This is a genomic window from Dryocola sharpae (assembly GCF_051307055.1).
In the GTDB taxonomy this organism is placed as follows: domain Bacteria; phylum Pseudomonadota; class Gammaproteobacteria; order Enterobacterales; family Enterobacteriaceae; genus Dryocola.
The window spans coordinates 1,860,891-1,883,265 of the sequence record NZ_CP149994.1; the positions used below are offsets into that span (position 1 = coordinate 1,860,891).

17 protein-coding genes are annotated in these 22,375 nt (G+C 56.4%); 5 read left to right on the forward strand and 12 right to left on the reverse strand.

All coding sequences use genetic code 11. The features are described from left to right. Nucleotides 1–9 precede the first annotated feature (9 nt). Nucleotides 10–1,470, forward strand: a complete 1,461-nt coding sequence (gene selO, locus WLO31_RS08995; RefSeq protein WP_435930096.1) for a protein adenylyltransferase SelO — start codon at nt 10–12, stop codon at nt 1,468–1,470. Here the strand turns inward: selO and WLO31_RS09000 are convergent, their stop codons facing one another. The 8 genes from WLO31_RS09000 to ppsR form a co-directional block, all read right to left on the reverse strand. Beyond that, nucleotides 1,471–2,250 carry a heme ABC transporter ATP-binding protein gene (locus tag WLO31_RS09000; protein WP_435930098.1) on the reverse strand — a complete coding sequence of 260 codons (780 nt, stop codon included), beginning with the start codon at nt 2,248–2,250 and terminating at the stop codon, nt 1,471–1,473. Beyond that, complete coding sequence (locus WLO31_RS09005; RefSeq protein ID WP_435930567.1) at nt 2,243–3,241, reverse strand: FecCD family ABC transporter permease; 999 nt, start codon at nt 3,239–3,241, stop codon at nt 2,243–2,245. Before WLO31_RS09005 ends, WLO31_RS09000 begins: the two co-directional genes overlap by 8 nt. Then, entirely contained in the window at nt 3,241–4,056 is an 816-nt protein-coding gene (locus WLO31_RS09010; protein ID WP_435930099.1) for a heme/hemin ABC transporter substrate-binding protein, read from the reverse strand. The genes WLO31_RS09005 and WLO31_RS09010 overlap by 1 nt, the downstream gene beginning before the upstream one ends. After that, nucleotides 4,053–5,084 carry a hemin-degrading factor gene (locus tag WLO31_RS09015; RefSeq protein WP_435930100.1) on the reverse strand — a complete coding sequence of 344 codons (1,032 nt, stop codon included), beginning with the start codon at nt 5,082–5,084 and terminating at the stop codon, nt 4,053–4,055. Before WLO31_RS09015 ends, WLO31_RS09010 begins: the two co-directional genes overlap by 4 nt. Nucleotides 5,085–5,094: 10 nt before the next feature. Then, nucleotides 5,095–7,071, reverse strand: coding sequence for a TonB-dependent hemoglobin/transferrin/lactoferrin family receptor (locus WLO31_RS09020; protein ID WP_435930101.1), 1,977 nt, complete (start codon nt 7,069–7,071; stop codon nt 5,095–5,097). Nucleotides 7,072–7,149: 78 nt separating this feature from the next. Beyond that, nucleotides 7,150–7,314 carry a hemin uptake protein HemP gene (gene hemP, locus WLO31_RS09025; RefSeq protein ID WP_435930102.1) on the reverse strand — a complete coding sequence of 55 codons (165 nt, stop codon included), beginning with the start codon at nt 7,312–7,314 and terminating at the stop codon, nt 7,150–7,152. Between the two features lie 187 nt (nt 7,315–7,501). Beyond that, nucleotides 7,502–8,548: a 3-deoxy-7-phosphoheptulonate synthase gene (locus WLO31_RS09030; protein WP_435930103.1), complete on the reverse strand. Its 1,047-nt coding sequence runs from the start codon at nt 8,546–8,548 to the stop codon at nt 7,502–7,504. A gap of 160 nt (nt 8,549–8,708) precedes the next feature. Continuing rightward, nucleotides 8,709–9,542, reverse strand: coding sequence for a posphoenolpyruvate synthetase regulatory kinase/phosphorylase PpsR (gene ppsR, locus WLO31_RS09035; RefSeq protein WP_435930104.1), 834 nt, complete (start codon nt 9,540–9,542; stop codon nt 8,709–8,711). Between the two features lie 334 nt (nt 9,543–9,876). Between ppsR and ppsA the strand changes: the two genes are divergently transcribed. Further along, the gene (gene ppsA, locus WLO31_RS09040; protein WP_435930105.1) at nt 9,877–12,255 is read left to right on the forward strand and encodes a phosphoenolpyruvate synthase; all 2,379 of its coding nucleotides are present in this window, start codon (nt 9,877–9,879) and stop codon (nt 12,253–12,255) included. A 39-nt stretch (nt 12,256–12,294) separates the two neighbouring features. Here the strand turns inward: ppsA and WLO31_RS09045 are convergent, their stop codons facing one another. Continuing rightward, complete coding sequence (locus WLO31_RS09045) at nt 12,295–13,683, reverse strand: glycoside-pentoside-hexuronide (GPH):cation symporter (protein ID WP_435930106.1); 1,389 nt, start codon at nt 13,681–13,683, stop codon at nt 12,295–12,297. A 324-nt stretch (nt 13,684–14,007) separates the two neighbouring features. Here WLO31_RS09045 and WLO31_RS09050 point away from each other — a divergent pair, with 324 nt between their 5' ends. Beyond that, complete coding sequence (locus WLO31_RS09050) at nt 14,008–16,383, forward strand: glycoside hydrolase family 3 N-terminal domain-containing protein (RefSeq protein WP_435930107.1); 2,376 nt, start codon at nt 14,008–14,010, stop codon at nt 16,381–16,383. 36 nt (nt 16,384–16,419) lie between these two features. Here WLO31_RS09050 and cobO read toward each other — a convergent pair whose 3' ends face one another. Both cobO and WLO31_RS09060 read right to left on the reverse strand, forming a co-directional pair. Further along, nucleotides 16,420–17,010, reverse strand: a complete 591-nt coding sequence (cobO, locus tag WLO31_RS09055; RefSeq protein ID WP_435930108.1) for a cob(I)yrinic acid a,c-diamide adenosyltransferase — start codon at nt 17,008–17,010, stop codon at nt 16,420–16,422. Continuing rightward, nucleotides 17,007–17,768, reverse strand: coding sequence for a YciK family oxidoreductase (locus tag WLO31_RS09060; RefSeq protein WP_435930109.1), 762 nt, complete (start codon nt 17,766–17,768; stop codon nt 17,007–17,009). The genes cobO and WLO31_RS09060 overlap by 4 nt, the downstream gene beginning before the upstream one ends. A gap of 263 nt (nt 17,769–18,031) precedes the next feature. Here WLO31_RS09060 and sohB point away from each other — a divergent pair, with 263 nt between their 5' ends. After that, nucleotides 18,032–19,081 (forward strand): protease SohB, encoded by a 1,050-nt coding sequence (gene sohB, locus WLO31_RS09065; protein ID WP_435930110.1) that lies wholly within the window; start codon nt 18,032–18,034, stop codon nt 19,079–19,081. A 39-nt stretch (nt 19,082–19,120) separates the two neighbouring features. On the opposite strand, the gene WLO31_RS09070 is transcribed toward sohB, so the two are convergent. Continuing rightward, nucleotides 19,121–19,372: a YciN family protein gene (locus WLO31_RS09070; protein WP_435930111.1), complete on the reverse strand. Its 252-nt coding sequence runs from the start codon at nt 19,370–19,372 to the stop codon at nt 19,121–19,123. 405 nt (nt 19,373–19,777) lie between these two features. Between WLO31_RS09070 and topA the strand changes: the two genes are divergently transcribed. Continuing rightward, the gene (topA, locus tag WLO31_RS09075; RefSeq protein ID WP_435930112.1) at nt 19,778–22,375 is read left to right on the forward strand and encodes a type I DNA topoisomerase; all 2,598 of its coding nucleotides are present in this window, start codon (nt 19,778–19,780) and stop codon (nt 22,373–22,375) included.

The following is a 22,375-nucleotide window of genomic DNA, read 5'->3' on the forward strand; positions in this document are numbered from 1 at the left end:
GGAGGCTCTATGACTGATAACCCCGCATTCGACAATATCGTGTTTAACAATAGCTGGCGTAATGAATTGCCCGGTTTTTATACCGAACTGAAACCTACGCCGCTGCACAACGCACGTTTGCTGTATCACAATCGCCGGCTCGCAGACGATCTCGGGCTGGATGCCTCACTGTTTGATGCCGCTCACGTTGGCGTCTGGAGCGGTGAAACGCTGCTTCCGGGCATGCAACCTTTAGCCCAGGTTTACAGCGGCCACCAGTTTGGCGTCTGGGCAGGCCAGCTTGGGGACGGGCGCGGCATTCTGCTGGGCGAACAGCAGCTTAAAGACGGTCGCAAATTTGACTGGCATCTGAAAGGCGCGGGCCTCACGCCGTATTCGCGTATGGGCGACGGGCGAGCCGTGCTGCGCTCCACCATCCGCGAATTTCTTGCCAGCGAAGCTATGCATGCCCTGGGTATTCCAACCACGCGCGCGCTCACCGTCGTGACCAGCGACACGCCGGTGCGACGTGAAACCACCGAGGAGGGTGCGATGCTGCTACGCGTGGCGGAAAGCCACGTGCGTTTTGGCCATTTTGAGCACTTCTATTACCGCCGCGAACCGGAAAAAGTTCAGCAGCTTGCCGATTACGTTATCGAGCATCACTGGCCTGGGCTGGTAGCAGAGAAAGATCGCTACGAACTCTGGTTCCGGGATGTCGTCGGGCGCACGGCTACGCTGATTGCCCACTGGCAAACCGTCGGCTTTGCGCACGGCGTGATGAATACGGACAACATGTCGATTCTCGGCCTGACGATGGACTACGGCCCGTACGGTTTTCTGGATGATTATCAGCCGGACTATATCTGTAACCACTCCGATCATCAGGGGCGGTACGCTTTCGACAATCAGCCCGCCGTTGGCCTGTGGAATTTACAGCGCCTGGCGCAGACGCTGTCGCCGTTTATTGCGGTAGACAAGCTTAACGAGGCGCTCGATAGCTATCAGTTCGCGCTGATGCACGCTTTCGGCATTCAGATGCGCGCTAAGCTGGGATTCACTACCGAACAAAAAGCGGACAACGAAATCCTGATCGAGCTGTTCGGCCTGATGGCTAAAGAGCGCAGCGATTACACGCGCACGTTCCGCATGCTGAGCCTGAGCGAGCAGAACGACGCGAGTTCGCCGCTGCGGGACGAGTTTATCGATCGCGCAAGTTTCGACAGCTGGTTTACCCGCTACCGTGAACGGCTGCAAATTGAACAGGTCGGTGATGCCGAACGGCAAAAAGCGATGAAGGCCGCCAACCCTTCGCTGGTGTTGCGTAACTGGCTGGCGCAGCGGGCGATTAGCGGGGCCGGGCAGGGCGATATAAGCGAGCTGGCGCGCCTGCATGAAGCGCTGAGCCAGCCGTTTGCCGAACATGAAGGGGATTTAACCCAGCGCCCGCCGGACTGGGGCAAACATCTGGAGGTAAGCTGCTCGAGCTGATTACTGCTGTAGCCAGACCTGTGGCGCCGGGTGTTCAGGATGACTGAACACCTTCAGCTCCGCCTGATACCACTGCGTGAGCGTCGCTTCGTTTAGCACCTGCTGCGGTGAGCCTTGCGCAACCAGCTTTCCGCCGTGCAGCAAAATAATACGATCGGCCCACAGCGCCGCCAGATTCAGATCGTGTACCACGATGCAGACCGAAAGCGTGCCCGTTAACGCCAGCCTGCGCAGCAAACGCAAAATATGCTGCTGATGGTAGAGATCGAGGGCGGAAGTCGGCTCATCAAGAAACAGCCAGCCGTGGGGCTGGCCGTTATGCCAGAGCTGCGCCAGCGCACGCGCCAGCTGCACCCGCTGTTGCTCTCCGCCTGAAAGCTGGCAAAAATCGCGCCGGGCAAGCGAATCGCTCCCGGTTAGCGCCATCACTTCATGGACGACGCGCTGAGTATCATCCGCAGGCCACGGCGCGCGCCCCATCGCGATAACCTCTTCCACTGTCCAGCTAAAAGCCATGCCGCTGCGCTGGCGCATCACCACACGCTGGCGCGAAAGGGCCTCGTTCGACCATTCAGCAAGCGGGCGTTCCGCAAGGCTTACGCTACCGTCGTCCGGCGGCTGGTAACCCGTCAGCACCCGCAGCAGCGTTGATTTACCTGCGCCGTTAGGGCCAATAAGCGCGACAACTTCTCCGGCCTTAAGCGAAAGATTAACGTCATCAAGCAGCAGGCGCGCTCCTGCACGTAGCGTGATGTGTCGGGCCTGTAAAACATCAGCCATCAGTTTCCCTCCGCTGACGGAAAATCAGCGCTAAAAACCACGGGCCGCCGAGCAGGCTGGTCAGCAAACCAACCGGCATTTCAGCGGGCGCCGCCATCGTGCGGGCGAGCGTATCGGCAACCAGCAATAGCATGGCGCCTGCCAGCACCGAGCCTGGGATCAGCCAGCGGTGATCGGCGCCCAGCCACATTCTTACCAGATGGGGGATCACCAGCCCGACAAAACCAATGACGCCGCTCACGGCCACCGCAGCCGCGACGAGCAGGGCGCTGAGGATCAGTAACCGCCGCTGGGTGCGCTTCACGTCCACGCCCAGGTAATGCGCCTCTTCATCACCCAGCTGTAAAAGATTGAGCCGGGGGGCGAGAAACGCGATGCCGAGCGAGGCGGGAAGAATAAATGACGCCGTGACCAGCAGCGTTGACCACTGCGCCTGGCCGAGGCTGCCCATGCCCCACAGGGAGAGTTGCCGGAGCTGGACGTCGTTGCTTATCCAGGAGAGCACGCCCACCGCGGCGCCGCATAAGGCATTAATCGCAATCCCCACCAGCAAAAGGCGGAAAAGGCTGTTATTGCCCTGACGGCTGAGGAAAAAAATCACCAGCGTTACGGCAAGGCTGCCCAGAAACGCTGCCAGCATCGGCGCATAAAGCGCCAGCACGGCAGGCAATGCCAGCGGCAGCACAACGGACAACCCCACGGCCAGCGCGGCGCCGCTGCTGATGCCCAGCAGCCCCGGATCGGCAAGCGGATTGCGGAACAGCCCCTGCATTACGCAGCCGGAAAGCGCAAGCGCCCCTCCTGTCAGCGCCGCCAGCAGCACTCGCGGCAGGCGAATGTTCAGCCAGATATGGCGCAGCGCTTCATCCTGGGTCTGCCATAAGACGGCGATGGAAAGCCGCATTGCGCCAAGATTGGTGGCAAGCAGCGCCAGCATCAACAGCGCCAGCCCCAACAGCCAGAGCGCCTGACAGGGCAGAGGGCGACGCATCATGGAAGCTGCTCCGCCTTTTTGCGTAGCGCAAGAATGGCATCCGGCGTTTGCAGGCCAAAACCCAGCAGCGCCATATCATCCACGACCAGCAGCTGATGGTTTTTCCCCGCCGGGGTTTGCGCCAGACCCGGCAGCGCCCAGACATTGTTCTCGCCGCCCAGCGTTTTTACGCCGTCTTCCGTTATCAGAATCAGCGTAGGCTGGCTGGCGATAACGCCTTCCTGGGAAAGCGGCTGATAGCGGTTAAATCCCCGCATGGCATTCTGCAGGCCGGCGGCACGAATCGCGGCATCGGCGGCGGTCTGCTGCCCGGCGGCCATTGCGGTCATACCGCCGTGGCTCATGATAAACAGCACTTTTACCGGCAGCTGCCGCGCGGGGATAGCGGCCAGTTTATCGCTGAGCGCTTTACGCAGCGCTTCGCCCTGAGTCGTTTTTCCCAGCGCTTTTGCCGTTACCGTGATTTTGCTCTCTATGCCGCTGAGCGAGTTATCAGCCGGAACCGTCACCACCGCAACCTTGCTTGCGGCAACCTGCTCCAGCGCCAGCGACGGTTTCGCCTGCGCGCTTGCCAGCACCAGATCCGGGCGCATGGCCAGGATGCCCTCCGCGTTAAGCTGGCGCATATAACCAACGTCCGGGAGCCTGGTCGCCGCGGCCGGATGCAGGCTTGTGCTGTCACGGGCGACCAGTTGTTCACCCGCCCCTAAAGCAAAAGCGATTTCCGTAACGTCGCCGCCGATAGCCACTACGCGTTCAGCCGCGTGGGCGAATACCGGCAGCGCAAGCAGGACGGCCAGCCAGCGTCTCATGCCGCCAGCCCTTTGTTGGTCAGCGCCTCAAGCTGGGTACGCCACTGCTCCTGTTCCGGCTGGCCTTCGGTACGCTGGCCGTAGAGCTGGGCGATTTGCGTGCCGTCGGCGGCGAACAGCTCCAGGCTGGTGACAAAGCCGTCTCCGCTGGGCTTACGGGTCACCCAGCTTTCGGCGATGGTATCGGCCATCAGGTGCAGGGTGAATGCCGGGTTGAAGATGTTGATCCAGTTGTCCATCGGCACAACTTTCTCCACCACGCCGGTGAAGATCTGCACGCAGCCGCGGTTGCCGACAAAAATCATGATCTCGTTTTTGTCCTGCAACGCCTGCTGCAGCAGCTGTGCGAGCGCGGTGTTATCCACCCGCTGAGCCAGATCGTTCGCGACCAGACGGAAAGCCTGCTGGCGAGTGAGCTGGTGACGTTTAAGCAGGCCGAAGAACTGGTGGACGTCGCGCATGGTGCGCCATTCAGCCTCTACCTGACGGGCATCCGGCGCAGGCGTCATCACAACGTTTTCCGCCGGTTTTAGCTCAAGCGGAGGGTTATCCGCATAAATGAATTTCGCTAAAATTTGTCCCCACGCGCCGAAGTCGGTGTTATCCGTGGTGTAAACCTTCAGCAGCGCATCGCCCTGGCGATCGAAAAACTGAATGCTCTGCCGCTCGCCGCGTGCGGTGGCTTCACGAACGTGGAACGCGCTTGCCCACTGGTTCAGAAACAGGCGCAGATCCAGCGCGCGCGGGTTCAGCACCAGGCCTGCATGACCTTCGAGGTGTTGATTCTCAAAGCGGCCAATCTGTTCATGCACCGCATACTCGTTACGGCAGATGGACTTAGTTTCGCCCACGCTTTCAAGCGACGCCAGAATATCGCGCGGCTCGCCTTTCAGACGCCAGGCATCATGCCCGACGCGGGCGTGCGTTAATTCGGCTTCGCTGATGCTCATCAGCTTTGCGATGTCGCGTGCGTATTTCTCAGGATGCTGCTGCTTAAGCCGCAGCCAGTGGTCATAACGTTGCGTCATGCGATGCTCCTTACCATTGATAACTAACGAAGATTTTGCCGTTACGACCATCCTGCGGAAGGCCCTGAGGCGACCAGTACTCTTTATCGAATGCGTTACCGAACACCAGCGAAGTGGTCAGACCGCGCAGCGCCTGCTGGCCACGGTAGCTGATATAGAAATCGTTCACGCCGTAGCCCGGTTGCGCGCTGTAGCTGCTGCTGATGTGCGTCGAACGCTCGGCAAAAGTGCCTACCCAGCCTACGGAGAAACCGCTTTGCGCGACGGGAATATCCAGAACGCTGGTGACGGTGTCCGGGTTCAGGCTTGAAATCCACTCGCCGGTATCCCGATCCTTACCGCGGGTGCGGTTATAGGCCACGTCGAGGCTGAAGAGATCGCTGGTGTACTTCGCCGTCATGTCCCAGCCCCAGATTTTGGCGTCCGGCACGTTGTAAGACATGGTCGTCGCTTTAGCGAAGTCCACGGTGGTGGAGATGTAGTCCTTCGCGCTGGTATCGAAGTAGCTGGCTTTGAACTCAATGCCGTCGTTGGCCAGCAGCAGATCGTCAAAGCGCAGGCCGAAACCGTATTCCTGCGTTTCGTTGGTTTCCGGGCGCAGATTCGGGTTCGGCACCCAGTAGTTGGTGTAGAAGCTGCCAATCGAGAAGTGTTTGGCATCGTTATACATTTCGCCCATGGTCGGCGCGCGGAAGGCCTGCGCGTAAGAGCCAAACAGCATCAGCCAGTCGGCTGGCGTGACGGAAATCGCGCCGCGGGATGACCACCTGTCGGCGTTGACGTCGTCGTAGCCGTCGCTGCTGCCGCTGTAGTTGTCATAGCGTGTACCCGCGAGCAGGGAGACCGGGATATCACGCAGGGTTATCTCATCCTGCAGCCAGCCGGAGCTGAAGTCGATTTTGGCCTGCGGGAAGCCGGTGGTATTGCCGCCCGGCTGCTGCTCCTGACGATAATATTCACCACCCCAGGTCAGCAGATGTGAGGCAAGGCTGTCGTTAAACAGGCGGCTGCGGTTTTCCAGCTTGCCGCCTTTGGTTGTCTGCTTGCGGAATTCGCCGCCGTCGGTTTGGGTCTGGGCATTGATGCGCGCCTCCGACCAGTAAGCCGTGATATCCGCGTTGAGCCAGTCGTTATTCTGCGGACCAATATGGTACTTCACCTGCGCGTCACGCTGAATAGTTGAGCGATTCGCCATTGGGTTTGCATCGCTCGCGTCAGCAGACTGCGGGTTTTTCGGCTCCTGAGCGTCGTTGTTGTAATAGCGCAGGGAGCCTGAAAGCGACTGGGCCGGGTCGATGCGCCATGTACCTTTGGTCAGGAAATTGCTGATGTTTTCATCGTTGGGCGCCGTTTCGCCGTCGCTCTGGCGAATATCACCGCGATCGCGGCTCGACCAGGAAACCACGCCGTCGAGATCGTCCGTGCGGCCAAAGGCGCTGGCGCCCATGCCGATGCTGTGGTCGCCGGTAGCGCCGGTGGCGAATACGCGATACCCGCTGTTTTGTCCTTCGAACAGCAGATCGCCTGCATCGGCAGTGTCATAAGAGATCACGCCGCCCAGCGCGCCGCTGCCGTAGAGTAGCGCGCCAGGGCCGCGTACGACTTCAATGCGTTTCACCAGCGCCGGATCCAGGAAGGTGCTGTTCAGATGCCCGGTATCGGTTCCCTGACGGATGCCGTCCACCAGCATCAGCACGCCGCGGCGATCGTAACCCCGCATCGACACGTCCTGACCGTTAGTGCGCCCCGTGCCGGAAAGCGTAATGCCCGGCACTTTGCGCAGCATATCCGCTGCGGAAGAAGAGGTTTGTCCTTCCGGCGTATCGGTATCAATGACGCTGACCATCATCGGCGCTTCGAAGGTGCTGCGAACGTTGCCGGTGGCGACCACGGTAAGCTGGTCGTCTTTGGCGCAGGCGGGCAGGGCGGTGAACATCGCGATAGTCAGAGCTGACAGGCGGGATCCGGCCGTGTGTAAAAATGGCATAGCGCAACTCTCCATAAGGAAAACGAAAAGCGCTGGCTGCCTGGGGATGACCTGGGTGGCTTGCGAAAGAATTTTGGTTTATTTGGTCAGGATCAGTTTCCCGGCCTGGGTCTGGCGTAACAGATAATGCTGGCCTTCATGGACAATCACCACGCGGCCTTCAGGGCCCAGTAACGCTTTGCTGTCGATCTGACGGGGTGCAGCCAGAGGCTGCGGGGCGGCAGGGGTGAAAGACTTGTCCATAGCGATCCACTCTGTTTACAAATAATAATCAATGTAACAATGATAATCATTATCAATAAACTCTGTTTCAGCGGCAAGCATTATTTGTAAGAAATTTGTGAAGTGCACGGTTTTACGCTATGGAGGGGAGCGTGAGGCAAAGCGGCGGATGCGCAGGGCAACATCCGCCTGTTATTCAGAGGGTTAACTAAAAGCGGCTACCGGCCGCGTCGGCCAGCATAGCAAGCAGCGTTTCGGTATCTTCCCAGCTCAGACAAGGGTCGGTAATCGACTGACCGTAGACCAGCGGCTGCCCGGCGACGATTTTCTGCGTGCCTTCGCGTATAAAGCTTTCGGCCATCACGCCGGCGATGGCGCGTGACCCGTTGCGGATCTGGTTGCACACATCTTCACAGACTTCCAGCTGCCGGCGATGCTGTTTCTGGCAGTTGCCGTGGCTAAAATCAATGACCAGTTGCTCAGGCAAATCGAACTGCTGCAGGCTGTCGCATGCCGCGGCGATATCCGTCGCATGGTAGTTCGGCTGCTTTCCTCCGCGCATAATCACGTGGCCAAAAGGATTGCCGCTGGTCTGGTAAATCGTCATCTGACCGTGTTTATCCGGCGAAAGGAACATATGGCTGGCGCGCGCTGCGCGAATGGCGTCGATGGCGATTCGGGTATTGCCGTCGGTGCCGTTTTTAAAGCCGACCGGGCAGGAAAGGGCCGAGGCCATTTCACGGTGGATCTGGCTTTCAGTGGTGCGCGCGCCAATGGCGCCCCAGCTGATCAAATCGGCAATAAACTGGCCGATCACCATATCCAGGAATTCTGTCGCGGTAGGCACGCCCAGCTCGTTAACCTGCAACAGCAGGCGGCGGGCTTGTTCGATGCCATCATTGACGCGGTAGCTGCCGTTAAGATCCGGGTCGGAGATAAGCCCCTTCCAGCCGACTACGGTGCGCGGTTTTTCAAAGTAGGTACGCATGACGATTTCAAGTCGATCGCCATGTTTCTGGCGCATCGTTTCAAGCCTGCGGGCATAATCCATCGCTGCATCCAGGTCGTGGATGGAGCAGGGGCCAACGATCGCCAGCAGGCGGTTGTCTTCACCGTTAAGGATTTTTTCAATGCGACGGCGGGAAGCGATAACGTTTTGCGCAACCTCTGGCGATACCGGCAAACGGTCGGCCAGTTCGGCAGGTGTGACAAGGCTGTCGATGCGCGCCGTTCGCAGTTCATCTGTTTTATTCATTGTGAGTCTCAGAAATTTTTGTCTTCTGCACGGCGAGAGTGCCGGGAAGTGATGGCGATCACGATAAACCAATTTATGTCGAATTCAACTGCATAAAAGGTAAAACGCAACCGCAATCCGGCTATCCTGGCAGATAAAGCTCGATTTGTGTACTAGCTTGTTAGTACATACGGCGATTCAGGCCCATGATATCAAGGATTTTGGTAGCCATTTCTTCGACGGAATAATTGGTGCTGTTGAGATAACGGATCTGATTTTTACGAAACAGCGCTTCGACTTCGGCGACTTCGAGACGACACTGGCGCATGGAGGCATAGCGGCTGTTCTCGCGGCGCTCTTCGCGAATGGCGGCGAGGCGCTCGGGATCGATCGTCAGGCCAAATAATTTATGCTGAAGCGGCTTCAGCACTGGTGGCAGCTGAATATTATCCATATCGTCGGCGATAAACGGGTAGTTGGCGGCGCGGATGCCGAACTGCATGGCGAGATAGAGGCTGGTGGGCGTTTTACCGCAGCGGGAAACCCCCAGCAAAATCACCTGAGCCTGATCGAGATTGCGCATCGAGATGCCGTCATCATGCGCAAGCGTGTAATCAATCGCGGCGATCCTCGCATCATACTTGATTAAGTTTCCGGGATTCAGGCCGTGGGTGCGATGAGCAACTGGCGTAGGATCAAGCTTTAACTCTCCCTGCAAAGGCGCAACCAGCGCCTGCACGATATCCTGACAAAAGCCTTCGCTTTGCACAATAATGTCGCGAATCTCCGGCAAAACGATGGAGTAGAAGACCAGCGGCCGCACGCCTGACTGCTGAAAGATGGCATCAATCTGCTCTTTTACCGCTCTGGCACGGCTTTCGTTTTCCACAAACGGCAGCGTGATGCTGTTGATGGAGACCGGAAATTGTGACATGACCGCGTGGCCCAGCACTTCAGCGGTAATCGCGGTGCCGTCGGAAATATAAAATACCTGCCTGTCTACAGCGTTATCCATTTTGGGGATCCTGACGTTTCACGATAATTTCTAAAGCATAAATTAAAACAACGCATTCCGTGATAATCATTGTCGCAATTTTAAAATGAAATGGTGTTTTTATTTTTAATGAACCGGGCAGGTCAAAAATATACCCGGCGAATTAACCCTCGGAATGCTGAGGATTAAATGCATAATCAACGGTTTAGCTTTTTCGGGAAACTATCTGAAAAATTCATATTTTTATTTTGCTTGAACGATTCAACCGTTTCACTCAGGCAGGGAAATATGCCAGGCTAAATAAGCAGTCAGGAAATTTTTGTGCCCACTCATATTTCATAAAAGGATTGTTTCGATGTCCAATAATGGCTCGTCGCCGCTGGTGCTTTGGTATAACCAACTCGGCATGAATGATGTAGACAGGGTTGGGGGTAAAAACGCCTCCCTGGGTGAAATGATTACCAACCTTTCAGGTATGGGTGTTTCCGTGCCGAACGGTTTTGCCACCACCGCCGAGGCTTTTAATCTGTTTCTCGACCAGAGCGGCGTAAACCAGCGCATTTATGAACTGCTCGATCAAACGGACATTGACGACGTGTCAGAGCTCGCCAAAGCCGGCGCGCAGATCCGCCAGTGGATTATCGACACGCCTTTCCAGCCGGAGCTGGAAAAAGCGATCCACGATGCCTACGAACAACTTTCCGCTGACGATGCCGAAGCCTCTTTTGCCGTGCGCTCCTCCGCCACCGCAGAAGATATGCCGGACGCGTCGTTTGCCGGGCAGCAAGAAACTTTCCTTAACGTGCAGGGCTATGACGCGGTGCTGGTGGCGGTAAAGCACGTCTTCGCCTCGCTGTTTAACGACCGCGCCATTTCCTATCGCGTGCATCAGGGCTACGATCATCGCGGCGTGGCTCTTTCCGCCGGCGTTCAGCGCATGGTTCGCTCCGATCTCGCCTCCTCGGGCGTGATGTTCTCAATTGATACCGAATCAGGTTTCGACCAGGTGGTGTTTATCACTTCCGCGTTTGGCCTGGGTGAAATGGTTGTGCAGGGCGCGGTTAATCCGGATGAGTTCTACGTCCATAAGCCGACCCTTGAAGCCGGTAAGCCCTCCATCGTGCGCCGTAATATGGGTTCGAAAAAGATCCGCATGGTTTACGCGCCGAGCCAGGAGCACGGCAAGCAGGTGCGCATCGAGGACGTGCCCGAGGCCGACCGCGATCGCTTCTCTATTACCCCTGAAGAAGTGCAGGAGTTGGCTAAGCAGGCGGTGCAGATCGAAAAACACTACGGCCGCCCGATGGATATCGAGTGGGCCAAAGACGGCCATACCGGCAAGCTGTTTATCGTCCAGGCGCGTCCGGAAACCGTGCGTTCTCAGGGCCAGGTGATGGAGCGCTATCATCTGCATTCACAGGGTAAAATCGTGGCGGAAGGGCGCGCTATCGGCCATCGCATCGGGGCCGGCCCGGTGAAGGTTATCCACGATATCAGCGAAATGAACCGCATCCAGCCAGGTGAAGTGCTGGTTACCGACATGACCGACCCGGACTGGGAACCGATCATGAAAAAAGCGGCCGCTATCGTGACCAACCGCGGCGGACGTACCTGCCATGCGGCCATCATCGCCCGCGAGCTGGGTATCCCTGCGGTTGTCGGCTGCGGCGATGCTACCGAACGCATGAAGGATGACCAGAACGTGACGGTTTCCTGTGCGGAAGGTGATACCGGCTATGTTTATCAGGATCTGCTGGATTTCAGCGTGAAAAGCTCCACGGTTGATACCATGCCGGATCTGCCGCTGAAAATTATGATGAACGTCGGTAACCCGGATCGTGCATTTGACTTCGCCTGCCTGCCGAACGAAGGCGTTGGCCTGGCGCGTCTGGAATTCATCATCAACCGCATGATCGGCGTGCACCCGCGTGCGCTGCTGGAGTTTGACCAGCAGGAGCCGAAGCTGCAAAACGAAATCCGTGAAATGATGAAGGGCTATGACGATCCGGTTGAGTTTTACGTAGGCCGCCTGACCGAAGGGATCGCGACGCTGGGCGCGGCCTTCTGGCCGAAGCGCGTCATTGTGCGCCTGTCCGACTTCAAATCTAACGAATACGCCAATCTGGTAGGCGGCGAACGTTATGAGCCGGAAGAGGAAAACCCGATGCTGGGCTTCCGTGGCGCGGGTCGCTACGTGGCGGACAGCTTCCGCGACTGCTTCGCGCTGGAATGCGCCGCAATGAAACGCGTGCGTAACGAAATGGGCCTGACCAACGTTGAGGTGATGGTGCCGTTTGTACGCACCGTGGCGCAGGCGAAGGCCGTGGTGGAAGAGCTGGCGCGTCAGGGGCTGAAACGCGGCGAAAACGGCCTGAAAATCATCATGATGTGCGAGATCCCATCCAACGCCCTGCTGGCGGATGAGTTCCTGCAATATTTCGACGGTTTCTCTATCGGCTCCAACGATATGACCCAGCTGGCGTTAGGCCTTGATCGCGACTCCGGCGTGGTTTCCGAACTCTTTGATGAGCGTAACGATGCGGTAAAAGCGCTGCTGTCGATGGCTATCAAGGCGGCGAAGAAACAGGGTAAATACGTTGGTATCTGCGGGCAGGGCCCGTCGGATCACGAAGACTTTGCCGCCTGGCTGATGGAAGAGGGGATCGACAGCCTTTCCCTGAACCCGGATACCGTGGTGCAAACCTGGCTGAGCCTGGCCGAACTTAATAAGTAAAAACGAAGGCGGGTGCTTCGCCACCCGCCTTGTTAACCCCTAGTGCGACACCACTTTTGTTAATTCCGTCTGCACCTGGAATTTCCCTTCACTAAGATCGCTGACAATGTCGTTCATTCTCGCTTCGGTTAAACGATAGTAACGAATAGAGAAGGCGGTAATCAGATAAAACACAGCCGGTAAGACGGTAAATAAGATTAATACCCCGCGTACCGCTTCCGCTGACTGCTGCTCGACGCCCGCCTGGTAACCATAAAATGCCAGCCCCCATCCTGTTAACGCGCCGCCAATAGCGACGCCGAGTTTAATGATAAATATATTCGCCGCGACGTTCATGCCGGTGATCCGGCGCTGGGTTTTCCATTCGCCATAGTTATTCGCATCGGTGATCATCGACCACTGTAACGGGGCGTTAATTCCCTGAAGTAAATTAAGGATAATATGTACCACAAATGCCGGCAGCCAGTAATTTGTTGGTAATACCAGAAAGAGCAGGCCTGCCAGCGCGCTGAGAATATTTACCCATACCGATGCGCGGATTTTACACATAGTCGAGCCAAGCCACTTCGCAGATAAACTCCCTATTACCGCCGCAACGGTTGTGGCGAGCATAAAGAGCGAAATAACGCTGCTGCCCTGGTTAAGAATATATTGTACGAAGTAAACTAATAAACTGCCGCGAACCACAACGCCACACAGCATCGCCAGGTTATAAACCGATAAAATACGCCACTGATCGTTTTGCAGCAGAATGCGCACGTCGCGATAGATATTCAGGTTTTCTTCTTTAACAGGGGTAATGCGCTCGCGGGTGGTGGCAAAACAGACAAGGAACATCAGGCAGCCAATGAGGCCGAAAATCCCCATCGCCCACTGCATGCCGCTGGCTCTGTCCCCGGGGGCGATAAAATCCGCCAGCGGCAGGATCAGCGCGGTGCCCATTGCTCCGCCAATCGGGGCAATGGCAAAACGCCACGACTGCAACGACAGATTTTCCTGCGGATCGGAGGTAATGGCGGCGCCGAGTGAGCAATAAGGGATATTTATTGCGGTATACATCAGGGTCATAAAAATATAGGCCAGCACGGCGTAGATTATCTTGCCGGTTTGTTCGAGGTCGGGTGTGGAATAAACCAGAACGCAGCTTACGGCAAAAGGAACGCAAATAATCAGTAGCCAGGGACGGAATCTTCCCCAGCGGCTTTTCGTCTGGTCGGCAATAGCGCCCATAATAGGGTCGGTGATCGCATCCAGCACCCTGACCACCAGAAAAAGCGTGCCCATCACCGCCGGTGGCAGGCCGTAAATATTGGTATAGAAATACGCTAAAATTGCCACCGATGAATCAAAAACGATATGGCTTGCGGCATCACCGAGCCCAAAGCCGAATTTTTCTTTACTGCTGATCCTTCCCGTTAATGTCGACATAGATTTACCTATTGTAATAGTCCAGGGTACGCCTAAAGAAGGTAATTGCAGATCGACCAGGCGGATATTGAGATTTTTAACTTACAATTTATGTTTCTTATCAATTGTGACGCAGGTTGTTAGCGCAAAGCATTTTATGTAACCGGTTGCACAAGTTTTCACTCTATTCTTGAGATTCATCACATTCGGCCCTTAAAACCAAATATCGTAATCGTCCAGTCTGTTTCGACAATTGCCGTTGCTGTCGTTCATCCGCAATATCACTAATAACGCCAGAGAAATTAACGCGCCTGGAAGATTCGACGAACCTCTAAGGGGAAAATAATGACTGCTATTTATAAGGATGCCCGCCGCCCGGTTAACGAACGCGTAGCCGATCTTCTCTCACGTATGACGCCGGAAGAAAAGTTCGCGCAGATGCACGCATACTGGCTGATCTTATCGGACGACGGCAACCATCGCGAACGAACCGATTTAAGCGATGAGTTTGCCGGCGTAACGGAGCAGGCGGGTCTGGCCGGGCGTTTAAAGCTGGGCATCGGGCAAATTACCCGTCCGCTAGGAACGCACATCGTTGAGGCAAAAGAGGGCGTACGGGCGGCCAACCGCCTGCAAAAAACGCTGGTTGAAGAGACCCGCCTCGGTATCCCCGCGCTTTTTCATGAAGAGTGCCTGGTGGGCCTGCTTTGCAAGGACGCCACGCTGTTTCCGTCATCGCTCAATTACGGATCGACCTGGGATGTGGAGCTGATTGAACGCGCCGCCGCCGCGATTGGTAAAGAAGCGCGCTCAACCGGCTGCCAGCAGGGTCTTGCGCCGGTACTGGACGTTTCGCGGGACGTACGCTGGGGCAGGACTGAAGAAACCTTCGGGGAAGATCCGTGGCTGGTAGGTATGATGGCCACGCATTATGTAAAAGGGTTGCAGGGCAAAAATCGCCATCTGCTGGCGACGCTTAAGCACTATGTCGGCCATTCTTTCAGCGAAGGCGCGCGCAACCATGCGCCCGTGCACCTCGGCTTTTGCGAACTGAATGATACCTTCCTGCTGCCGTTTGAAATGGCGGTTAAGTTAGCTAACGCCGGTTCCGTGATGCCCGCCTATCACGATATCGATAATCAGCCGGGGCATTCAGATACGTTCCTGCTCACCACCGTGCTGCGCGACCAGTGGGGATTCGACGGCCTGATTGTGGCGGACTACGGCGGCGTCAGTTTGCTTCATCAACATCATGGCGTTTCGCATGACGCGGCCGAGTCGGCGGCCCTGGCGTTTAACGCGGGCCTGGATATCGAGCTGCCTAAAGACGATTGCGCCCGCCATCTGGCGCAGGCCGTCGAGCGTGGATTAATCACGATGGCAAAAGTCGATGAAATCGTCGCCCGCGTGCTGAAAGAGAAATTCCGGCTTGGCCTGTTTGAACATCCTTATGCCGATGAAAATAAGATTGAGCTGCAAAGCGCATCCACGGTGCAAATCGCGCGCGAAGTGGCAACCCGTTCAGTTACGCTGCTGGAAAATGACGGCACTCTGCCGCTGAAAGGCAAGCCACGCGTGGCGGTAGTGGGGCCAACCGCGGACGATCCGCTGGCGTTGCTGAGCGGATACAGCTTCCCGGTGCATCTCATCATCAGCGACATGCTGGAGCAAACCTCGCAGGTGGTGACGCCGCTTGCCGCGTTACGCGAACGGCTGGGTGGCGATAACGTTCGCTATGCCAAAGGCTGCCATATTATTGAAAAACGTCTGGCTGGCGCGCCGGTATTTCCCGGTGACAGCGCCGGCAAACCCATGCAGCAGTCGCCGGTTTCATGCGATACCAGTTTGATCCCTCAGGCCATCGAAGCGGCGCAGCAAAGCGATGTTGTGGTGCTCTGCGTAGGCGATCTGTCCGGCCTGTTCCAGAGCGGCACGGTTGGCGAAGGCTCGGATACGGACAGCCTTGCGCTGCCGGGCGTGCAGCAGCAGTTGCTCAACGCATTGCTGGCAACGGGTAAACCGGTCGTTGTGGTGATGACGGGCGGCCGTCCTTATAACCTGGGCGGGCAGGAAGAAAACGTGGCCGCGCTGCTGATGGCCTGGGCGCCCGGGCAGGAGGGCGGTCATGCTATTGCGGATGTGTTGACAGGGCAGGCAGAGCCAGGAGGGCGCCTGGTCGTCTCGGTACCGAAAAGCGCGGGCGCCATGCCTTATTACTACAATCACAAGCTGAAAAGCGGCGGTACGCCGTTTGCCTTCCACTTTGGATCGCGCTACCCGTTTGGCTACGGCAAAACCTGGACTACGTTCGACTACGGTACCTTGAGGCTGCCGGAGGACGCGATTAAGAATCAGGATGGCGATATTTGTGCGAGCATAACCGTAATCAACAGCGGAACAGCCGCGGGCAGCGAGGTGGTGCAGCTTTACGTTCACGATAAAGTGGCTTCGATGGTGCGTCCGGTTCAGGAGCTAAAGGCTTTCCAGCGTGTCTATCTTGAGCCTGGAGAAAGCGCAGAACTTACGTTCATCATCCCTACCGATATGCTCAGCTTTACCCGCCGCGACGGGCAGCGCGTGGTAGAGCCGGGCGAGTTTGAAATTCAGGCAGGCGCGTCAAGCGGGGATATCCGCAGCCGCGGGGTTGTAACCGTGAGCGGTGATACGCGGATTATTCAGGGCAACTGGCGGATGGTAAGCCACTGCGAAGTGAAAAGGTAACTTCTTTAGCCCTCGCCGGAGGGCTAAAAGCTTGCTTCAGTAATCAATGCCGATTTGCGCTTTCACGCCCGCGTCAAACGCATGCTTCACCGGGCGTAACTCGCTGACCGTATCGGCAATATCGAGGATCTCCCGGTGGCAGCCGCGGCCTGTGACAATCACCGTCTGACCGGCAGGGCGCTGCCGGAGCGCTTCCAGCACCTCCGGCAGCGGCAGGTAATCGTAGGCGACCATATAGGTAATTTCATCAAGCAGCACCATATCCAGCGAGCTGTCCGCCAGCATACGCTTTGCGTGCTGCCAGACGGCCAGGCACGCCTCGGTATCGGTTTCGCGATTCTGGGTCTCCCAGGTAAAGCCTGTCGCCATCACCTGGAATTCCACGCCGTGCGGCTCCAGCAAATTACGCTCGCCGTTCGGCCACTGGCCTTTAATAAACTGGATAACGCCGACCTTTTTACCATGGCCAACCGCGCGGGTCGCGGTGCCAAAAGCGGCGGTGGTTTTACCTTTGCCGTTGCCGGTAAACACAATCAAAATGCCACGCTCAAGCTGTGCCGCTTCTATGCGGGCATCGACTTTTTCTTTCTGGCGCTGGGCCCGCTGCTGGTAACGATCGTCGCTCATTCGGAGATTCCTGGTTTACGGTTAGGCTGGGCGTCGAAGCTCATGCCGGTTTTGCGACGGCTGTCATCGCCCATCAGCCACAGATAAAGCGGCATTAAATCACGCGGCGTTTTGAGTTTTCCCGGATCTTCCGCCGGGAAAGCGCTGGCCCGCATCGCCGTGCGCGTACCGCCCGGATTGATACAGTTCACGCGCAGGTTTTTGTGCTTATACTCTTCGGCCAGCACCTGCATCATGCCTTCGGTGGCAAATTTTGATGCGGCGTAGGCTCCCCATCCTGCGCGCCCCTGGCGGCCAACGCTTGAGCTGGTGAACACCAGTGAGCCAGCATCAGACTTAAGCAGCAGAGGCAGCAGGGCCTGAGTCAGGAAAAAGGTGGCGTTCACATTAACCTGCATCACGTTCTGCCAGGTTTGCGGATCCTGCTGGTCCATCGGCGTTACATCGCCGAGGATCCCGGCGTTGTGCAGCACGCCATCCAGACGCGGCACCAGACCTGCGAGCTTCTGCGCCAGGCGTTCGCAATCCTGCGGCGTGGCGGTCAGTAAATCCAGGGTAAACCAGTGCGGCGTGCCGCCGCCCTGACGGTTTAACTCTTGCGCCACGGCGCGCAGCTTATCTTCGTTGCGGCCCAGCAGAATAACGCAGGCGCCGTAGCGCGCATAGGTCAGCGCCGCCTCGCGGCCGATACCGTCGCTGGCGCCGGTGACCAGAATAATGCGGTTTTGCAGTAAATCGGTTTTCGGTTGGTAATGCAAAGTTTACTCCTCGCGCGATGCGGGCAGGCGCTCACGTCTTATTTCTCGCCGTTTCAGGTACACAGGGCTTTATGCCTGAAAGAAAGGGGTATTTCAATCGGCCAGCGGGAGACATTGCCTTTAATTACATTTTGCAAAAGTTTCCCGGTCGTAAATCCATTCGGGAAGTCATGCCGCAGCGTTTATAGTTGTATGCAGACGTGGGTGGCCCGCTCGGGTACACTCCATCACATGATTAATGCTCTGAAATAAAGGCGGAAAACGTGGATTTTATTGCGAATTATGGATTGTTTCTGGCCAGGATCGTCACGGTTGTCGCCGCGATAGCGGCCGTTGTCACGATAGTGATGAATGCAGCTCAGCGTAAAAAGCACCAGCGTGGCGAACTGCGCCTGACTAATTTAAGCGAGCAGTATCAGGAGATGCGGGAGGATATGCAGGTAGCGCGTCTTGACGACCATCAGCAAAAACTTTGGCATAAAGGCCAGAAGAAAAAGCACAAGCTGGAGGCAAAACAAGCCAAAGCGCGTGCTAAACGCGGTGAAACCGTCAGTTCAGACAAATCGACTCTCTATGTGCTGGATTTTAAAGGAAGTATGGATGCTCATGAGGTGACTTCTCTGCGTGAAGAGATCACCGCTGTACTGGCCGTGATTAAACCGGAAGATGAAGTCCTGCTGCGTTTAGAAAGCCCGGGCGGCGTAGTGCATGGTTATGGACTCGCCGCATCGCAGCTACAGCGTCTGCGTGCGAGCAAGGTTCGTCTGACGGTCGCGGTTGATAAAGTCGCGGCCAGCGGCGGCTATATGATGGCCTGCGTGGCCGATCGCATTGTCGCGGCTCCGTTTTCTATTATTGGCTCCATCGGCGTAGTGGCGCAGGTGCCGAACTTCCATCGTCTGTTAAAACGTAATGATATTGACGTTGAGCTGCATACCGCCGGGCAGTACAAACGTACCCTGACGCTGTTCGGTGAAAATACCGATCAGGGCCGCGAGAAATTCCGCGAAGATCTGAACGAAACCCATCTTCTCTTTAAGCAGTTTGTGCATGAAATGCGTCCAGGTCTGGATATTGATGCAGTCGCTACCGGTGAACACTGGTACGGTCTGCAGGCAAAAGAGAAAGGGCTGGTGGATGAGGTGAGCACCAGCGACGATCTGCTGATTAGCCTGATGAAAAATCACGATGTTATCGGCGTACGCTTCGCTCAGCGTAAAAAGATGATGGAGAGGTTTACGGGCAGCGCGGCAAACAGTCTCGATCGCCTGTTGCTGCGCTGGTGGCAGCGTGGCGAAAAGCCGCTATTGTAAACAGAAGATAAAAGCGAGGCTCCGGCCTCGCTTGCTGTTTCACTCCTGCAGGTGATATTTTTCGGACATCACATGGGCAAGGTGTTTGAACATATTAAATACCGCCGTACTTTTCGGGGTTGGCAGACCTTGCTCATCAAGAAAGTATTCGCCGCGAAATACCAGCACGCCATTCTTTTGCTCAACGCCTGTGGCCTCCATACCGTGCATAAAATCTTCATGCTCGCGGATGATCTTATTGGCCTCCACAAGGAGCGTTTCACGGTCGATGGGCTGAGTTGTAGATTGCATGTTGTCTCCTCCAAAAAACTGGCGCCAGTGTACGTCCACACCGAGGTTAAGGGCAATATTTCCCGGTAATCCTGCGGCGCGTTTAAAAGTTAACCATGCTGGCGGGAATCGGTATTGCATGCTAATAAAGTTGCGTATCGGATTTTATCAGGTAGAGTGTGACGCTTTCGCAAATCTGGCAACGGAATTGCTTGACATTCAACCAAACTTCCGCCGTGCTACGTTACCCGGCACGAAAGGCCCGGTATCTCAATCACCTGCGTTGAGGCTGTTTTCAGGCGGGGATTGGAAAAAAGAGTTGATCTCCTTTAACGCTGTCGCAATATAAAAAAAGGCGCACCGCAACCTGGAGATTAAGACTGCGTGCGACGTATTCTGGATGAATTAATTTAGGTAAAGGTGAATATGGGTAAAGCTCTCGTCATCGTTGAGTCCCCGGCAAAAGCCAAAACGATCAACAAATATCTCGGAAACGACTACGTGGTTAAGTCCAGCGTAGGCCATATCCGTGATTTGCCGACCAGTGGATCAACCACCAAGAAGAGCGCTGACTCTGCCTCCACCAAAACGACCAAAAAGGTCAAAAAGGATGAACGCGGCGCGCTCGTAAATCGTATGGGAGTCGATCCCTGGCATAGCTGGGAAGCCCAGTATGAAGTGCTGCCGGGCAAAGAAAAGGTGGTTTCAGAGCTGAAATCCCTTGCTGAAAAAGCTGACCATATCTATCTCGCAACCGACCTTGACCGCGAAGGGGAGGCCATCGCATGGCACCTGCGGGAAGTGATCGGCGGCGATGAGTCGCGCTATAGCCGCGTGGTGTTTAACGAAATCACCAAAAACGCTATCCAGCAGGCTTTCGAAAAGCCGGGCGAGCTGAATATTGACCGTGTAAATGCCCAGCAGGCGCGTCGTTTTATGGACCGCGTGGTGGGTTACATGGTCTCCCCACTGCTGTGGAAGAAAATTGCGCGCGGGCTTTCCGCCGGACGTGTGCAGTCCGTTGCTGTGCGCCTTGTCGTTGAGCGCGAACGTGAAATCAAAGCGTTCGTTCCTGAAGAGTTCTGGGAAATTGACGCCAGCCTGGCAACGCCTGCGGGTGACGCGCTTCCGGTGCAGGTCAGCCATCATAAAGATAAGCCGTTCCGCCCGGTCAACCGTGAGCAGACCATGGCGGCGGTCAGCGAGCTTGAAAAAGCCCGTTACACCGTGCTTGAGCGTGAAGATAAACCAACCAGCAGCAAGCCCGGCGCGCCGTTTATCACCTCCACCTTGCAGCAGGCTGCCAGCACCCGTCTTGGTTTTGGCGTAAAGAAAACCATGATGATGGCGCAGCGTCTGTATGAAGCGGGCCACATCACTTACATGCGTACTGACTCCACCAACCTCAGCCAGGACGCGGTGAGCATGGTGCGTGGCTATATCGACGAGAATTTTGGCAAAAAATATCTGCCTGCCGCCGCTAACCAGTATGCGAGTAAAGAGAATTCACAGGAAGCGCACGAAGCGATTCGTCCTTCTGACGTGGGCGTGGTAGCCGAATCCTTAAAGGATATGGAAGCCGACGCGCAGAAGCTGTATCAGCTAATCTGGCGCCAGTTTGTGGCCTGTCAGATGACGCCGGCGCAGTACGATTCCACGACCTTAACCGTAGAAGCGGGGGATTACCGCCTGAAAGCGCGTGGCCGCATCCTGCGCTTTGACGGCTGGACTAAGGTGATGCCTGCGCTGCGTAAGGGCGATGAAGACAGAACGCTGCCGGCGGTCAACAAAGGCGATGTGATGTCGCTGCTTGAGCTGACGCCAGGCCAGCACTTTACCAAGCCGCCCGCTCGCTTTAGCGAAGCGTCGCTGGTTAAAGAGCTCGAAAAACGCGGCATTGGCCGTCCTTCAACCTATGCGTCCATCATTTCCACCATCCAGGATCGTGGTTATGTGCGCGTTGAGAACCGCCGTTTCTACGCCGAGAAAATGGGCGAAATCGTTACCGATCGCCTGGAAGAAAACTTCCGCGAGCTGATGAACTACGATTTTACCGCGCAGATGGAAAACAACCTCGACCAGGTGGCTAACAACCAGGCCGAGTGGAAAGGCGTGCTGGACACCTTCTTCAGCGACTTCAGCGGCCAGCTTGAGAAAGCAGAGCAGGATCCGGAAGAAGGCGGCATGCGCCCTAACCAGATGGTGCTCACCAGCATCGACTGCCCGACCTGCGGCCGTAAAATGGGCATTCGCACGGCAAGCACCGGGGTATTCCTCGGCTGTTCCGGCTATGCGCTACCGCCGAAAGAGCGCTGCAAAACCACCATTAACCTGGTGCCGGAAAACGAAGTGCTCAACGTCCTTGAGGGCGATGACGCGGAAACCAACGCGCTGCGTGCGAAACGTCGTTGCGCTAAATGCGGTACGGCGATGGACAGCTACCTCATCGATCCAAAACGTAAGCTGCACGTTTGCGGTAATAACCCAACCTGCGACGGCTACGAAATCGAAGAGGGCGAGTTCCGCATCAAAGGTTACGACGGCCCAATCGTAGAGTGTGAGAAGTGTGGTTCTGAAATGCACCTGAAAATGGGGCGTTTCGGTAAGTACATGGCTTGTACCAACGATGAGTGCAAAAACACCCGTAAGATCCTGCGCAACGGCGAAGTGGCGCCGCCGAAGGAAGATCCGGTTCCATTACCGGAGCTGCCTTGCGAAAAATCGGACGCCTATTTTGTTCTGCGCGACGGCGCGGCTGGCGTATTCCTCGCGGCCAACACCTTCCCTAAATCGCGTGAAACCCGCGCGCCGTTAGTGGAAGAGCTGTACCGCTTCCGGGATCGGCTGCCTGAAAAGCTGCGCTATCTGGCCGATGCGCCGCAGCAGGATGCCGAAGGCAACAAAGCTGTTGTTCGCTTCAGCCGCAAGACTAAGCAGCAATACGTTTCCTCGGAGAAAGAGGGTAAAGCCACCGGCTGGTCTGCTTTCTTTGTCGACGGGAAATGGGTCGAAGGGAAGAAATAA

Excerpts from the sequence above, each read along its gene's own strand:
- selO (WP_435930096.1), top strand. The coding sequence starts at position 10 with ATGACTGATAACCCCGCATTCGACAATATCGTGTTTAACAATAGCTGG.
- WLO31_RS09000 (WP_435930098.1), bottom strand. The coding sequence starts at position 2,250 with ATGGCTGATGTTTTACAGGCCCGACACATCACGCTACGTGCAGGAGCG.
- WLO31_RS09005 (WP_435930567.1), bottom strand. The coding sequence starts at position 3,241 with ATGCGTCGCCCTCTGCCCTGTCAGGCGCTCTGGCTGTTGGGGCTGGCG.
- WLO31_RS09010 (WP_435930099.1), bottom strand. The coding sequence starts at position 4,056 with ATGAGACGCTGGCTGGCCGTCCTGCTTGCGCTGCCGGTATTCGCCCAC.
- WLO31_RS09015 (WP_435930100.1), bottom strand. The coding sequence starts at position 5,084 with ATGACGCAACGTTATGACCACTGGCTGCGGCTTAAGCAGCAGCATCCT.
- WLO31_RS09020 (WP_435930101.1), bottom strand. The coding sequence starts at position 7,071 with ATGCCATTTTTACACACGGCCGGATCCCGCCTGTCAGCTCTGACTATC.
- hemP (WP_435930102.1), bottom strand. The coding sequence starts at position 7,314 with ATGGACAAGTCTTTCACCCCTGCCGCCCCGCAGCCTCTGGCTGCACCC.
- WLO31_RS09030 (WP_435930103.1), bottom strand. The coding sequence starts at position 8,548 with ATGAATAAAACAGATGAACTGCGAACGGCGCGCATCGACAGCCTTGTC.
- ppsR (WP_435930104.1), bottom strand. The coding sequence starts at position 9,542 with ATGGATAACGCTGTAGACAGGCAGGTATTTTATATTTCCGACGGCACC.
- ppsA (WP_435930105.1), top strand. The coding sequence starts at position 9,877 with ATGTCCAATAATGGCTCGTCGCCGCTGGTGCTTTGGTATAACCAACTC.
- WLO31_RS09045 (WP_435930106.1), bottom strand. The coding sequence starts at position 13,683 with ATGTCGACATTAACGGGAAGGATCAGCAGTAAAGAAAAATTCGGCTTT.
- WLO31_RS09050 (WP_435930107.1), top strand. The coding sequence starts at position 14,008 with ATGACTGCTATTTATAAGGATGCCCGCCGCCCGGTTAACGAACGCGTA.
- cobO (WP_435930108.1), bottom strand. The coding sequence starts at position 17,010 with ATGAGCGACGATCGTTACCAGCAGCGGGCCCAGCGCCAGAAAGAAAAA.
- WLO31_RS09070 (WP_435930111.1), bottom strand. The coding sequence starts at position 19,372 with ATGCAATCTACAACTCAGCCCATCGACCGTGAAACGCTCCTTGTGGAG.
- topA (WP_435930112.1), top strand. The coding sequence starts at position 19,778 with ATGGGTAAAGCTCTCGTCATCGTTGAGTCCCCGGCAAAAGCCAAAACG.